We start from the raw sequence: 15,167 nt of genomic DNA on the forward strand, positions 1-15,167 counted from the left end.
CTTACGTTTACCTAAAATGAATAGTTGATCGTGTTTGTAGCGACAACAGTCAGTTTTGGTTGTAATGAAGGAAAACAATCGTTTTTGGTTGTTATTTAACTTAACAATCTAATTTGGTTGTTTTAATTGCATGAACCGTCAGATTTATCGTAAACTAATTGCCTAATCGATAAAGGCTACGACCTGAGGTACACGTATGATCGCTGTTTTAACCGGAGACCTAGTAGACTCGACGGCCATGCCTGCGAAAGATTACCAGTGTGCGGTCAATATCATGGATGATTATCTCGCTAAATGCCAAACACGATTTGCTGCAAAAGGCGAAATTTATCGTGGTGATAGTTTGCAGCTTATTTTCAAGCAGCCACAACATGCTATGCGCGCAGCAATTGAGCTTAAAAGCCTACTCTTTAGTACTGATGCAACTCAACGACCTTTGGGAATTACGTTGTCTGTAGGCTTGGGGGAGCAGCTTATTGACGGTAACAAACCCAGTGTTTCACAAGGTAGCGCATTTACCTTATCAGGTAGAGGACTGGACAGTACACCTAGTGGGCACATTAGCTTACATCATGAGGGGGGCGCATTTTTTGATGCACTTGTGCTAGCAACGCAGTTTTTAGATAACGTGTTGTATTCGCACACACAAAAACAAGCGAGGGTGCTTTTTCATTATTTAAGTATGGATTTTCCCACTCACACCCAGTTAGCCAATGCACTGTCAACCAGTCAACAGAACGTGACTAAGCATTTAGCGCGTATTAGCGCGGATTTGATTAAAACCTATGTTGTTTTTTTTGAGGAAAAATTAAGCAAGGAAAGTGACTAATGATATTGTTTTTATTGATGATTGCAGCTCACATACTGGGTGATTTTTATATTCAGAAAGATAGCTGGGTAACCTGTCGAAATAATCATCATTTTGCCTCATGGGGGCTAGGTAAACATGTGCTGTCTCATGTTGTTCTGCTCACTATTACCATATGGTTGGCCGGCTTCTTAACTGCACAAGGCTGGATAGCTATTGTCGTGATAGGCTTTTCACATCTGCTTATCGATGTATGGAAGTCTTATCAACCAAACAAACTAAGCTACTTCTTATTAGACCAATTCTTTCATATCGTGATCATCGCTTTGGCTGCACTAGCGCTTAGTGGTATTGGCTTGGCCGAGATAAAAACACAGCTATATTTGCTCCTAAAAGTGAAATATGTAGCCATAACGTGTGCCTATGTGATTGCGTGTCGGCCGGTATCGATAGCCATAACAATCGCTCTGGATAATTACACCGCACAATTAGCGGATAAACAAACAGGTCTTGCATCTGCAGGGCGCTGGATCGGCTATATAGAAAGGTGCTTAATTATCTCGTTTGTGTTGATTGGCCAATTTGCGGGTGTAGGCTTTTTGCTAGCAGCCAAAACGATTTTTCGATTTGGCGACTTAACAAAAGAAAAAGACATGAAGCTAACTGAGTACATGATGCTGGGCACCTTATTAAGCTTCTCATGTGCGTTATTACTGGGCTGGTGGGTCAATAGACTCTGATACTTAAGTGGCTACACGGTCAGCGTGTTGTTACAACCATGATTAAATCGTCACAGCGAAGCTGAGAAGTTTACGCTCACCTTGTTCAATACGAGTAACGCTGTGCTCGTATTTATCCGGTCTGAAAAGATAAACCCGGCCGAATAAATTGATAATGCACTTTTGACAATGAAACACACCACCCACTTTGGGCTGTCTTAACACGATATTGAATTTGTAGTATTTACCCTTGGCGATTGGGTCAATATGAGCCATGACCTTATGTTGATTAGGGTAGGTGACTAAATAGGCTGAAAGGCGTTTAGAGCTAAACAATACCTTGTTGCGAACACGAGCGAGCACAATAACTCCGAGCTGACTTAATTAAAAATTGATTATAACACGGGGTAGTAATCGTTTTTTAATATCATTAATGCTTAGCTAGACCTATTCTGACTAATTCATTTTATGAACACGTACGCAATTTTTACCAGCGTGCTTAGCCTCATATAATGCGTCATCTGCGACTTTTACCATTCTCTCTAGTGAACGTGCTTTCACGGCATAGGTAACGCCAAAGCTGGCTGAAATCGCTAAATCAGCTTCATCCTGAAGTGCAATCGGTTGAGCCGCAATTAGCGTGCAGGTGCGCTGGGCAATCGCTTTGGCTGTCTCAAGTTTCGTTGCGGGTAATAAAATAACAAACTCTTCGCCGCCCCAGCGGGCTATCGCATCGTGCTCACGTAATTCACTTTGCAGTAACACCGCAAATTCTACTAACACTTTATCGCCTACATTATGCCCGCGGGAATCATTAATACGTTTAAAATTGTCCACATCGACCATAATTAAACTGGCTTCTTGATTGGCTCTGACTATTTTGTCAAAACGCCATTGCACATATTCACGATTATGTAATTGAGTAAGAGGATCAAGCTGATGTTTTTTAGCCGACTCGCGCTCAAAAAAACGAATAATGACGTGAGCTGTCACAAAAACCACAAAAATAATCAACAAAACAAACGAGGTATGGCTGGTGTATGCATCGGTGCTGGCGGTTTTACGTGATGATAGCGGAGTAAGAAGGTAGAGCTTCCAGTGCAAGGCTTTAAGGTCTATCTGTGCGATGAGGTTAATATAATCAGGGGTCTTAACGATGATATTATTCAAGCTGGGCAATAATTTTTGTTCTGCGGTCAATGCTTGAAACCAAGATAGCTGCTCAACTGACAGAATACGTTTTCCATCAGCCAATAGGTCAGGATCTGATGCCAGTACAACATCTTGCTTATTATCCACAAACACGAAATCGTAACCGAAAGCATCTTTGTAGCTATCAAATGCGTCCAAGAACGTTTTTAAGCGTTTACCCACCCCAATAAACCCGAGAAATGCACCCTGATCATTGAATACTTTCACGTCAAAATAAATGTGAATATCTTGTCTGTTACCTAACGCTGCTGCCACATTGTGAGTTTGTTCCTTAACGCGAAAATACCATTCAACTTCGCCTTCTTTTAAGTCTAATGTGCTGCCATTGGCGTTATATTGTTTGCGACTGTTTTCACTGGCAACAAAAAAGTCCATATTGTAGTCCATGGACATACGCTTGACTAAATCGAGTATCGCCTTGTCATCGATGATTTGAGCATTCATCAATCGGCGCAAGGTTTGGGTATTGGCAAGTATTTGTGCAGTGTGCAGCGGCTTAACCAACTCCTGCGTGACTAAATCAAAAGCTGGAGACATGGATTGCTGCTGCAGTCGGCTTTGTTCTTCTACCGAGTCGGATAACGTTAAGTAACCGCTAATCGCTACCGCAATTGCCATAACAAGCAACATGATGGGCACTTTGAACCCGATACTGAGTAAGTTACTACGCTGGGAAGTGCTCAACACAAAATTCCGATATGTTCAAAAACGAATAATATTACTTAGTTTAGTGAATGAAATATATACCATTTTAGTGTTATTTTTTGTATGAAAAATAATCGATAGTGTCATGTGAGATTGCATTATTTATCGCCCTCTGAATTATCAATTGAACGATTTTTGGCTTCAATCCATTGGGCCATATATTGGGTACTTTTATGATGATGGTGTTGCAACATGCTACCAGTGAAGTTCTTCAACCTATGTGCTGATAACGTGCACTTGGTTTCAATAATACGCGAAATCAAAGCCGGCCCAATGGTTCGTTTATCGAACCGAAGTAGTGCCTGTTCAATGTGCTGTTGGCACCTTAGCCAAAGCCCTTCGTCTTGATACAAAGCCACCGCTTTTTGTGCGAACTCTTCCGCGATATTAGCAATGGCACCTGGCCATAGTGCTTCATCACACATACCTTCAGCCCCGATGGATGTGGTTACGCTAGGCGTATTACACAGCATCGCTTCTGCCAATTTGCCCTTGATGCCGGCGCCAAACCTTAAGGGGGCTAAGCACACCTTGGCATTAGCCATCACCGCTTTAGCATCTTGTGCCCAACCTTTAATATAAAACCCTTGTTTAGGGTTATGTAGTTGGGTTGCTTTAGGGGGCGGATAAGCCCCGTAAATATGCAGCTCAGCAGTGGGTAACGCTTGTCGTATCAAGGGCCAAATTTCGGATTTTAGCCACAGTACGGCGTTCCAATTTGGCTCGTGGCGAAAATTACCAATACTGACAAAGTGCTGGCGCTGCGAAAAAGACAGGTTGGGATATCGTTGCGTTATGTCTTCAATATCAAGCATAAACGGGCAGTGATATAGCAGGTTTGCTGGCACACCAAAGGTATTTTGCAGCAGGGTATATTCGAAACTCGATATGATTAAACTGAGATCGCAGCGGTATATGGATGCGATTTCACGTAACGCCAAATCGCTTTTAAGATCGCTTTCAGTGATGTCTCTGCCTTGCTTGAATGCACGGTGACGAGCATCACGTAAACTGTGCATATCTTCCGTATCAAGTACGCGAAGTGCATTTGGGCAGTGCTTAGCAACACGCCAACCGAACTGTTCTTCCAACATAAAACGGTCGAACACCACGACATCTGGTGCTTGATTCAAAATAAAGTCATCAAAACTGCTGCAGTTAAGGGCAATGCTGTGTTCGCTTATACCAAACTCAGTGAGATTAATTTTATGCTCACCTTGAACCGCCGGACTCGCAAAACTAACAGACCAACCTTGCTGCATGAAAAGTGTCAGCAGGCTCATCATATGTTGGCCTGCAGCTGAAGAGTTAGGCTCTGGCCAAACATAGCCTATAACTAAAATATGTTGAATTGACATAAGGCTACTCAGGTTGTTTTGCCAATTGAACGCAATTACGTCCTGCTTTTTTGGCGGCATAGAGGGCAATATCTGCTTGTTTCATGATATCGCTAAATTGGCTGAACTGACTGCTTCGCTTTGCAACACCAAAACTAGCAGTGATTTTAACCGTTTTTCCTTGACTATTTTTTGACGTAGAGCCTTTCCCTGCGGCGGCTTTAGGACGTTTCTTTGGCCGAGGCTTATCCCGTAAGGCTATAGGGTAATCTGCGATCATTTGGCGTATTTGTTCTACAAAAGGCAACGCTTGTTGTGGTGATTTACGAGGGAAAATCAAAATGAATTCTTCGCCGCCAAAGCGAAACGCTTTTCCGCCACCGCCCACTTTGTTTAAGCGACTGGCGACTAATCTAAGGACTTCGTCGCCGACGTCATGGCCGTAGGTATCGTTAAATTTTTTGAAGTGGTCGATATCCGCCATCACCACCACATATTTTCGCCCCAGCGTATTGACGTATTGCATTAAGGCTCGTCGTGAAGGGATAGACGTAAGCTCATCCTTGAAAGCCATATTAAAGCTGTCTTTTAGCATAGCGTACAAAAAGCTGGTGGCTAAGACCAACGCCAATACATTGTGTAATTCAAACGTTGCATAAGCGGGCATCATTGCGATAAGCACCACCGCGAGAAGTAAAGCGCCATGGTTATTATCTGAGATCAAAATAAAACGCACAAAGCATAATGCGAGGGTAAATAGCACGACTAACCACTCAAATGGCGAATACAAGGCGTTTAAACGTGGGTCAATGTGATTGGCGAACGTATAAATTGGACTTAGGCTATTTTGGGTAACCGCAGGAATGTACTCCAGCACCAAATAGCTGACGATGGCGACGACAAAAATCTTCGCCAAGGTGATAACCAAGTTGTAAGCAGAAAACCCACTGTCTTTAGCGCAACTCAAATAACCGAGTATGACCAAGAATATTAGCGGTAGATAGCGGTTAAACGCCGATGAAAGGGCTATTTCTCCATGGGTAAAAAACAGTAATATAGCCAGTAAAACGCAGACCCAAAACAATCTGCTACGACCAAATTGAAGCGCGATCACCGCTGAAATTGAAAGAGATAAATATCCAATCCAAGGCAGGGGAGAAAACCAGTCCAGTAATAAGGCAGGTTGTGCCTCAACAAAATAAACAACGAGTGTTAATAGCGCTGCATATACGAATAGGCGTTTAAAAATGTTGTACAAATAGGTCAAAGTGTCCGGCTCGAACTTGGCATAAAGGAGCATTGTATGAAATTTTTGTTTGTTCTATAAGTGTATGTGTTAATTTGCTGCAAATTAAATGAATATTATCAATCTGTTAAAAGGAGCCGTATGTCGTCTCACGTAGTTTTTGGAGCCGGATTAATAGGCAGTTACCTAGGCGCAAGTATGCATCATTTAGGGCTAAATGTAGCGCTTGTTTGCCGTGCAGCTGTGAAGCGCAATTTAGCTGAGGGCGTTGTGCTAACGGATTATCAAGAGCATTATGCGCAAGTAGAAAATCTCAATTTTCTCGATAGTGAAATTCTCGCAAAGCTCAAGCCTGAGCAAATATCCTGTGATTTTTTATGGTTGACCGTTAAATGCCATGGCGTTGAACGCGCTTTGCTCGAAATTGCGCCGCTAGTCAATAAAAACACGGTCATTTTGTGCTGCCAAAATGGCCTAGGCTCAGACAAACCAGTCAAAAATGCTTATCCACACAACACTGTACTTAGAGTGATGGTGCCGTTTAACGTCGTTGAGCTCGAAAAAGGCCACTTGCATCGCGGCTCAGAGGGCCACTTAACAATAGAGCAAGCGAATAGACCTGTTATTAGTGAGGATTTGCACGCTACGTTGGACAGCGAACTTCTGCCGGTCAGTATCACCAATGACATGCAGTCATTGCTATGGGCCAAGTTACAATTGAATTTGGGCAATAGCATCAATGCCTTGGCAGACATCCCAGTGAAAAGCATGTTAGAGCAACGAGGCTATCGGATTGTCATTGCTGCTATGATGCAAGAGTTGTTGGCTGTCTCAAAAGAACTAGGACTTGAGTTACCAAAAGTCACTGCGCTACCCGCTAACCTTGTACCCCATGTCCTTAAGTTGCCCAACTTTTTGTTTAAGTTAGTGGCGAATAAAATGCTTGCCGTCGACCCTAACGTGCGTACATCTATGTGGTGGGACATGTCTCAAAATAAGCCAACAGAAATCCAGTATTTAAACGGAGCTGTAGTAGATGAGGGGGCAAGAGTGGGAGTACCCACCCCAGCAAACACACGCATTGTGGCGTTAGTCGAAGCGTTAACTGCGCCTAACAGTAAACATGAGCAAGGGGCTAAGCGAGTAAAAACCGCACTTACTCGCCCAGTGAGCGCATCCCAGTTACAACGGCTAACTCGCCAGCACTAATTTGTCAGCACTGACGAATTAGTGCTGATTGTCGTTGAGTAATTTGGGTTTCAGATTGTCTACCCACATGGCGGTTGCACCGCATATGGCTACGGGCATAACTAAAAAGTTGACGATGGGGATCATCGAAAAAACGCTGACCCCAATTCCAAAGCTAAAACAGTTTCCACGGCTTTGATTTAGGGTACGTCGCATATCTTTAAACGATACTTTGTGATTATCAAATGGGTAATCACAATATTGGATTGCCATCATCCAAGCGGTGAACAAAAACCACAGCACTTGGCCGAAGACCGGCAGGATAAAAAACAACAACAAGAAACCCAATGCGCGGGGTATATAATAAGCGAGTTTTGAAAATTCACGGCCTAATGTGCGGGGAATGTCTTTCACAACATCTAATACGCCTGTGTCGCCTAAGTCTTGTCCTGTCAGGTGTTTCTCAACCTTTTCGGCTAGTAAACCGTTGAAGGGGGCTGCAATCCAGTTGGCGAGCGTGCCAAAGATAAGGGCGAAAACCAGCAAGATAGTGATAACAGAAAGAGGCCAGATAATATAACTCAAAGCCGATTTGAGCCAGCCTAGCCAATCGGGTATTAAATCAACAAGCCAAATAATAGCGCCGTCTATTTGCCCAAAAAGAGCGTACAGAGCCACTGAAAATAAGATCAAGTTTACTGCCAGCGGAATAAAAACGAAACGTTTTAAGCCTTTAGTTTGAATAAGGGAAAAGCCCTGTAAGAAGTAATTCAATGTGTTGCCTCTTTTGTATACTGTTTATCGGTTTGTCTATAGCTTAATTGTGCGTTTATCGTTGGTTCGCCAAAAAATGTCTAATACCTTGAATTAATTAGCAAATATTGTTGCTATCTTAGGGTATTATACTGGCGAACATGGTCGCGACAAAACGTCAATTGTTACATGGGGTGAGTTTTGCTACATTTCCACTGTTTCCCATAATAACGATAAAACCGGAATCCTCTTTTTATTCATGCGTTTAAAGAAAATAAAGCTCGCGGGGTTTAAGTCTTTTGTAGATCCTACCAGCATCCCCTTTGTTGATGATATGACCGCCATAGTCGGGCCGAACGGCTGCGGAAAATCCAATGTGATAGATGCTGTGCGCTGGGTATTAGGTGAAAGCTCTGCGAAAAACTTACGTGGCGATGCCATGATCGACGTTATTTTCAATGGCTCCACGGCAAGAAAACCGGTATCTCAATGTACCGTTGAGCTCGTATTTGATAACACCTCTGGGCGTATTCAAGGGGAATTTGCCAGTTACAATGAGATCTCCGTTAAGCGCTTAGTCACCAAAGATGGCCAGTCGAGTTATTTTTTAAACAACAGTAAGTGTCGTCGCAGAGATGTCACCGATTTGTTCCTCGGCACAGGGCTTGGCCCGCGTAGTTACGCGATCATTGAACAGGGCACTATTTCAAGGCTGATCGAATCAAAACCCCAGGAGCTGCGAGTCTTTATTGAAGAAGCGGCAGGTATTTCCAAGTACAAAGAGCGTCGCAGAGAAACTGAAAACCGCATTCGCCACACCAAAGAAAACTTAGAGCGCTTAGAAGACGTCCGCGGTGAGTTAGGTGCGCAATTACAAAAATTGGAAAAACAAGCATCAGCTGCAAAGAAATATAAAGAACTAAAACAGCAGGAGCGACAATATCGAAATGAATTGGCGGCCATGCGTTGGTCTAACTTTAACGCCAAAATAGTTAGCCTAGAGCAACAAACGCATCAGCAAGAGGCAGACCTAGAAGCCTTTATTGCCCGCCAACGAGGAGATGAAAAAGAAATAACAGTTTATCGTACACGCCAGCAAGAACTCAAACAGCAACTGCAAGATACACAACAAGCGTATTTTCGCCTTGGCACCGACATCACTCGCCTAGAACAAAACCAACTGCATAGTAAACAACGCATTGGCCAAATTAAGCAAGAATTGAGCACTCTAAAGGAGGCAGTAAAAGACAGTGAGGTTGAGCTGCAGGCTAGTGTCACTCGGTTGACTGAGTTAACCGACGTGATTGAACAACATGGGCCAGAACATGAATTAGCACAACAAGCACTAGAAGATGCTATTTGGCAATTGCAAAATACAGAAGAGCGCACCTCAGCCGAGCAAAATCAATGGCGAGAGCAAGAACAAACCTTTCAAAAATATAAGCAACAAGCGCAACGTTATCATAGCCAAATCCAATCAATTTTAGCCATGCAAATGCGCAGTGAAGAGCGCATAAGTGAAATTACCAGTGAGATCAATAGTCTAAAAACGGACGAGTTTGCAACGCAAATAGATGAGGCCAAAACGGCGCAACAACTCATCCAAGAGCAATATGATGAGGCGCAGTTACAATACCAGCTTCGAAACGAGGCTTTGCATCAAGCTCAGTTAGATTGGCGAAAATTCAGCGACGCACAAACAAAATTACAAGGTGAATTGCAAACCATAGAGGCGCAAATAAAAGCTTTGCAAGGCGTACAAGATTTAGCAAGAGGTCATGAGGATTATCAACAATATTTACTGGAAAAGGGCATTGATAGCCAACCATGGCAGGCTGCGTTAACCGTAAACTCAGGATGGGAAAAGGCTGTCGAAGCAGTTACAGATCAGTGGAAAAATGCACTTATTGTGAATAACGTTGACGATATTGGCGTGTTTGAAGAAGCGCAGTGCCAAGGCATTGCCTTAGTCGTCAATAATAACAACGATCAAAGCGGCGATTTAGCGTGTAAAGAAGGGACTTTGGCTACCGTGCTCGGTGACAGTGTCATTCCCCAGTGGATGGCGGATATTCGTATCGCTCGTACCCGGCAAGAGGCTTTGGCTGCGCGTAACGCATTAACCAGCGGGCAAAGTATTGTCAGCGCAGATGGCTTATGGCTTGGTAAGGATTGGGCGCTCGATGGTTGCAGTGAAGATGCCGGCGGCAGTATACAGCGCGCTAACGCGATCGCCGCTCTTGAATCTGCGCTGCCGGCTATACAACAACAGTGCGAAGAAGCACAGGGCACTAACGAGCAAGCGCAAGAAAACGTTGAGCATTTAAGTACACTTAAAGAGCAAGCACAGGGCAATTTATCTCGTTGCAGTGAAGCACTAAGCGAGCATAAAAATCACCACCAATGGTTGGTTCAGCAACAGCAAACGAACGCTCAGCGCGTGACAAAGCTCCAAGCGGAACTTAAGCGCCAACAAGACATCTTGCTTAAAGAGCAAGCCGAACTGAGTGAAACTACTGCGCAGACCGAAGAGTTGGCTGAAACACTGTTAGGGCTAGAAGAGCAGCAAAACGATATAGAGCGGCAGCGTGAAGCGTTTAACAATCAACTTCGAGAGCAGCGCCATCAAGTTGATAATCTAAAAAATCAACAACATCAACACGCCTTAACCTTAAAAGGTCAACAAGCGGAAGTACAAAACGTACAGACCATTCAAGCGCGCGAGCGTGCTCAACTGCAAAATATGTTGTATAAAAAAGAACAGTTGAACAACGAGTTATCGCTATTGTCTACTCCACTCGATGAGCAAGCTGGGGCTCTACAGGCGATGTTAACAGAGCATAAGCAACTGGATGATAAGCAGCAAACGCTAAATACAGCCTTGGGTGAAATTGAGCACCAACTCGCGGTGATTGAAAAAGGTCAGCAAAGCATTAATGCGCAGATTCAACAGATGCAGCAAGATGTACAAACTAGCCAATTAGCGTGTGAAGGTTACCGCGTTCGTGCCAAAAGCGTTATCGAACAGCTCAGCCAAGCTAAAGTGCAGTTACAGCCTTTACTTGAGGCAATAGGCGAAAATAGCGACGAAAAGCGCTGGCAAGAATATTTAGAGCGCACCGTTGCTGCAGTCGCTAGGCTTGGGGCTGTTAACTTAGCTGCCGTTGAGGAATACGATATTCAAGCTCAGCGCAAACAACATTTAGATGAACAAAATCAAGATCTTGAATCCGCTCTAGACACGTTGGAGCAAGCAATACGTAAAATTGACAAAGAAACCAGAAGTCGCTTTAAAACGACTTTTGATCAAGTCAATAATGGCTTACAAACTTTGTTTCCTAAGGTTTTTGGGGGCGGCTCTGCCTACTTAGCCTTGACCGATGACGATTTACTGGAAACAGGGGTGAGTATTATGGCGCGACCACCGGGCAAGAAAAATAGCACAATTCATCTGCTTTCTGGTGGAGAAAAAGCGCTGACCGCTTTATCATTGGTTTTCGCAATTTTTCAACTGAATCCAGCACCTTTTTGTTTGTTGGATGAAGTCGATGCACCGTTGGATGATGCCAATGTGGGGCGTTTTTGTAAGCTGGTAAGCGAAATGTCTACCAGTGTGCAATTTATTTATATCACCCATAACAAAATTGCGATGGAAATGGCTAGTCACTTAACGGGGGTCACCATGGCTGAGCCGGGTGTATCACGTATGGTCGCTGTTGATGTGGAACAAGCTTTAGCTATCGCGCAAGCATAATAAAAAAGGGTATGAGTTAATTCGATGGAAGATGTATTACGCTGGACGTTATTTATAGTAGGTACCGTGGCAATTGCTGGGGTATTGATTCATGGCTTATGGGTATCTCGCAAGTCCTCGGGCAAGGCAAAATCGAAGGCGAAATTTGCAGCCGGACATCACCGCAGTATCAAGGATGACGGGGGATCTGAACCTCAGTTTTCACTGGATGATGACATCACCGGTGCCGAGGGTGACGCCCAAGGAGCGGGTGATTTTCAAAGCGACTTTGACGATCTCGGTGTGGGCCCAGTGCGTGTGGTCAGTCGTAACGCTAAAGCCCCTGATGTACAAAGCAACACTCATCACGCTAAAGATGACTTAGGCGAAATTGCTGACGATACGTTGGCGAGTTATGCCGATGATGATTTGGCGTTTGACAGTGAAGCTCAGCAAGCGAAAGCAGACGAAAAGGGGGCAAAAAGTAATGAAAACGGTGTTGAAAACCCAGACTTAGCCCCTAAAACCGAAGCACCAACGTCAGAGCCAAAGACACCGGTTACGCCTGGCAAAGTGTATGCTTCGGTAGTAACGCAACCAAAGCCTGAATATACCCCACAAAATAATCACTACACCAGTGCCAGTACTAAGCAAGCGAGCGATATCCCTGAACCACCTACTTTTCTGCTGAAGGCCAATGATGCTGCTCAAGCGCAAACTTCTGCCGATTCGTCCGCCGTGAGCAGACAAAACCAGGAGCCGCAGCTTGATTCACAAGTAACACAAAAAGTCATGCATACGCGAAAAAATGAAGGTGCGAGTCGTAAGCGCAAAGAGCCCAAGTTCGCTGAGGATCAATTGAACATTGATTTTGACGAGCAGCAACAAAGCAACGACCATCATGTTGACGAGCCGCAGAAAAGTGACACTGAGAAGAAAGCGCAAGAGCAGCCGCAAGAAGTGTTGGTATTAAATGTAAAAACAGCAGAAGACGCGCCCATTCAAGGTGCTACGTTGTTGCCTATGTTACTAACATTAGGCTTTAAATTTGGTGATCAGGATATTTTTCATCGCCATGTTAATGCCAACGGTAAAGGCCCCGTATTGTTTAGCTTGGCTAATATGTTCAAGCCCGGGGTGTTTGACATCGACAATTTAGAGAACTTTACCACGCAGGGGATCACGTTGTTTATGATCTTGCCCATTGAGGGTGACCCTCATCAAGTTTTTAATATGATGCACAATGCCACGCGTAAAATTGCCGATGAATTTAATGGCCAAATACTGGATGGCCGCCGCAGTATGTTAACCAAACAAGGGTTACAACAATACGTCGAACGCATCCGTGAATTTGAACGTAAGAGAATGATACACCGTTAATTTTGGGGAGCGCCTGCTCCCTGTTTTCTTTGAATATCTTGGAACATTATATGTCTAATGCTTTGTCGCCTGCTCAAAGGCTGACACAAATTATTAACACCATCAACGAATACAATTACCAATACTACGTACAGGACAACCCATCCGTGCCTGATGCCGAGTATGATCGCTTAATGCGTGAATTGCTGGACATTGAAAATAACCACCCTGATCTACGCAGCCCGGATTCTCCCTCGCAAAAAGTGGGCGGAGCAGCTCTTAGCGCGTTCGAACAGGTTGAGCACGAAGTGCCCATGTTGTCTCTTGATAATGCGTTCGATGAAGATGACATGCAGGCATTTGAAAAGCGCATCAAAGACCGTTTAAAGATAAGCAGTGAAATTAGTTTTAGCTGCGAGCCTAAACTTGATGGCCTAGCAGTGAGTATTTTGTACGAAAACGGGCAGTTAGTTCGCGCTGCCACACGGGGCGATGGTCGAGTAGGTGAAAACATCACGACTAACGTACGTACTATTGCTAACGTGCCTTTGCGCTTGCGAGGAGAGAACTTTCCGAGCCGATTAGAAGTGCGAGGTGAAGTCATCATGACCCGAGCAGGCTTCGTTACTTTAAATGAAGCACAGATTAAAAAGGGTAAAAAACCGTTTGTTAACCCGAGAAATGCCGCTGCCGGGAGTTTGCGTCAGCTTGACCCGAAGATCACCGCAGCACGACCTTTGCTCTTTTACAGTTACTCGCTGGGCTTGGTCGAAAACGAACAACAACCTCTGGGCGAAACGCATTCATCGCGCTTAGCCCAGTTAAGCGAATGGGGCCTACCTTTGAGCAAAGAGCTTGAGGTGGCGCAGGGTGCAACACAGTGCTTAACCTACTTTCATAAGATTGGAGAGCTGCGAAGCCAGCTAAGCTATGACATAGACGGCGTAGTATTCAAAGTTGATAATATTGCCATGCAGCAAGAGCTGGGTTTTGTAGCTCGTGCGCCGCGCTGGGCGATAGCCCATAAGTTTCCTGCGCAAGAAGAGATGAGCATCTTGCTCGACGTTGAGTTTCAAGTCGGCAGAACCGGTGCAATCACGCCAGTAGCCAGGCTCGAACCGACGTTTGTTGGAGGCGTGACGGTTTCTAACGCTACGCTGCATAATCAAGATGAAATCAATCGTTTGGGTATCAAGATTGGTGACAGCGTCATTATTCGCCGAGCAGGAGATGTTATCCCGCAGATAGTGGCGATAGTGGCAGATAAGCGCCCAGATGACGCTAAAGACATTGTATTCCCTGAAAGTTGCCCGGTCTGTGATTCAGCGATTGAAAAACTAGAAGGCGAAGCCGTGGCTCGCTGCACGGGAGGCTTGTACTGCAAGGCTCAGCGTAAAGAAGCCATGAAGCATTTTGCATCACGCAAAGCGCTTGACGTGGATGGCCTCGGGGATAAATTAATTGAGCAATTAGTCGACGCTGAAATGGTTAAAAGCCCGGCTGATTTTTTTGCTCTGGATATCGCTCCTTTATCAAGTATGGAGCGAATGGGCGAAAAATCGGCGGTAAATTTAGTTAACGCCTTAGAAAAAAGCAAAAAAACCACATTAGCCAAATTCTTATATTCTTTAGGCATTCGTGAAGTGGGCGAGGCGACAGCGCAGAATTTAGCACAACACTTTTTAACGTTGGAGGCTATTGAGCAAGCAGATCTGGACGCGCTACAAGCAGTATCGGATGTCGGTGTTATTGTGGCTCAGCACGTGTTTAACTTTTTCAAGGAAGAGCACAACCTCGAAGTGATTAGTGCACTGTTAGAGGCCGGCGTACATTGGCCAAAAATCGAAAAGGTAGCATTAGATGAGTTGCCGCTTGCAGGGCAGGTATACGTGCTCACCGGGACGTTAAATGTGATGGACCGAAACTCGGCTAAAGCGAAGTTGCAAAGCTTGGGAGCAAAAGTATCGGGCAGTGTATCGGCTAAAACCGATTGCTTAGTGGCCGGTGAAAAGGCCGGCTCTAAGTTAACTAAAGCTCAGGATTTGGGGGTAAAGGTCATGAACGAAGATGACATGTTAGCCATGTTCGCCGACCTTGAAGGTTAAGG

11 protein-coding genes are annotated in these 15,167 nt (G+C 44.6%); 6 read left to right on the forward strand and 5 right to left on the reverse strand.

The features are described 5' to 3' along the window. Window positions 1-196: 196 nt before the first annotated feature. Both AC0L6N_RS06840 and AC0L6N_RS06845 read left to right on the forward strand, forming a co-directional pair. Window positions 197-829, forward strand: coding sequence for a MarR family transcriptional regulator (locus tag AC0L6N_RS06840; RefSeq protein ID WP_473480046.1), 633 nt, complete (start codon window positions 197-199; stop codon window positions 827-829). After that, window positions 829-1,548: a DUF3307 domain-containing protein gene (locus tag AC0L6N_RS06845; RefSeq protein ID WP_473480048.1), complete on the forward strand. Its 720-nt coding sequence runs from the start codon at window positions 829-831 to the stop codon at window positions 1,546-1,548. Before AC0L6N_RS06840 ends, AC0L6N_RS06845 begins: the two co-directional genes overlap by 1 nt. A 42-nt stretch (window positions 1,549-1,590) precedes the next feature. Here the strand turns inward: AC0L6N_RS06845 and AC0L6N_RS06850 are convergent, their stop codons facing one another. The 4 genes from AC0L6N_RS06850 to AC0L6N_RS06865 form a co-directional block, all read right to left on the reverse strand. After that, a complete protein-coding gene (locus AC0L6N_RS06850) occupies window positions 1,591-1,890 on the reverse strand; it encodes a hypothetical protein (protein ID WP_011574590.1) in 300 nt (99 codons plus the stop codon). Between the two features lie 93 nt (window positions 1,891-1,983). After that, complete coding sequence (locus AC0L6N_RS06855; RefSeq protein ID WP_473481277.1) at window positions 1,984-3,369, reverse strand: GGDEF domain-containing protein; 1,386 nt, start codon at window positions 3,367-3,369, stop codon at window positions 1,984-1,986. Between the two features lie 173 nt (window positions 3,370-3,542). After that, a complete protein-coding gene (locus AC0L6N_RS06860; RefSeq protein WP_473480049.1) occupies window positions 3,543-4,802 on the reverse strand; it encodes a glycosyltransferase in 1,260 nt (419 codons plus the stop codon). A gap of 4 nt (window positions 4,803-4,806) precedes the next feature. Next, complete coding sequence (locus tag AC0L6N_RS06865; RefSeq protein WP_473480050.1) at window positions 4,807-6,081, reverse strand: GGDEF domain-containing protein; 1,275 nt, start codon at window positions 6,079-6,081, stop codon at window positions 4,807-4,809. 87 nt (window positions 6,082-6,168) lie between these two features. Between AC0L6N_RS06865 and AC0L6N_RS06870 the strand changes: the two genes are divergently transcribed. Beyond that, window positions 6,169-7,236: a 2-dehydropantoate 2-reductase gene (locus AC0L6N_RS06870; RefSeq protein WP_473480052.1), complete on the forward strand. Its 1,068-nt coding sequence runs from the start codon at window positions 6,169-6,171 to the stop codon at window positions 7,234-7,236. An 18-nt stretch (window positions 7,237-7,254) separates the two neighbouring features. Here AC0L6N_RS06870 and cysZ read toward each other — a convergent pair whose 3' ends face one another. Beyond that, the gene (gene cysZ, locus AC0L6N_RS06875; protein WP_473480054.1) at window positions 7,255-7,989 is read right to left on the reverse strand and encodes a sulfate transporter CysZ; all 735 of its coding nucleotides are present in this window, start codon (window positions 7,987-7,989) and stop codon (window positions 7,255-7,257) included. 238 nt (window positions 7,990-8,227) lie between these two features. On the opposite strand from cysZ, the gene smc reads away from it, so the two are divergent. Genes smc through ligA form a run of 3 tightly spaced genes read left to right on the forward strand, consistent with a single transcriptional unit; the run spans window position 8,228 to window position 15,165 of the window. Next, window positions 8,228-11,722 carry a chromosome segregation protein SMC gene (gene smc / locus AC0L6N_RS06880; protein ID WP_473480055.1) on the forward strand — a complete coding sequence of 1,165 codons (3,495 nt, stop codon included), beginning with the start codon at window positions 8,228-8,230 and terminating at the stop codon, window positions 11,720-11,722. Between the two features lie 24 nt (window positions 11,723-11,746). Then, window positions 11,747-13,081, forward strand: coding sequence for a cell division protein ZipA (zipA, locus tag AC0L6N_RS06885; RefSeq protein ID WP_473480057.1), 1,335 nt, complete (start codon window positions 11,747-11,749; stop codon window positions 13,079-13,081). A gap of 50 nt (window positions 13,082-13,131) precedes the next feature. Continuing rightward, on the forward strand, window positions 13,132-15,165 hold the full coding sequence (ligA, locus tag AC0L6N_RS06890) for an NAD-dependent DNA ligase LigA (RefSeq protein WP_473480059.1): 2,034 nt from the start codon (window positions 13,132-13,134) through the stop codon (window positions 15,163-15,165). Window positions 15,166-15,167: the final 2 nt, after the last annotated feature.

It is taken from the genome of Paraglaciecola sp. G1-13, assembly GCF_055809255.1.

Bases quoted from the DNA above. Each gene is read 5' to 3' on its own strand.
- AC0L6N_RS06865 (WP_473480050.1), bottom strand. From the start codon at position 6,081: ATGCTCCTTTATGCCAAGTTCGAGCCGGACACTTTGACCTATTTGTAC.
- AC0L6N_RS06845 (WP_473480048.1), top strand. From the start codon at position 829: ATGATATTGTTTTTATTGATGATTGCAGCTCACATACTGGGTGATTTT.
- AC0L6N_RS06855 (WP_473481277.1), bottom strand. From the start codon at position 3,369: ATGTTGCTTGTTATGGCAATTGCGGTAGCGATTAGCGGTTACTTAACG.
- AC0L6N_RS06870 (WP_473480052.1), top strand. From the start codon at position 6,169: ATGTCGTCTCACGTAGTTTTTGGAGCCGGATTAATAGGCAGTTACCTA.
- ligA (WP_473480059.1), top strand. From the start codon at position 13,132: ATGTCTAATGCTTTGTCGCCTGCTCAAAGGCTGACACAAATTATTAAC.
- zipA (WP_473480057.1), top strand. From the start codon at position 11,747: ATGGAAGATGTATTACGCTGGACGTTATTTATAGTAGGTACCGTGGCA.
- AC0L6N_RS06860 (WP_473480049.1), bottom strand. From the start codon at position 4,802: ATGTCAATTCAACATATTTTAGTTATAGGCTATGTTTGGCCAGAGCCT.
- AC0L6N_RS06840 (WP_473480046.1), top strand. From the start codon at position 197: ATGATCGCTGTTTTAACCGGAGACCTAGTAGACTCGACGGCCATGCCT.
- smc (WP_473480055.1), top strand. From the start codon at position 8,228: ATGCGTTTAAAGAAAATAAAGCTCGCGGGGTTTAAGTCTTTTGTAGAT.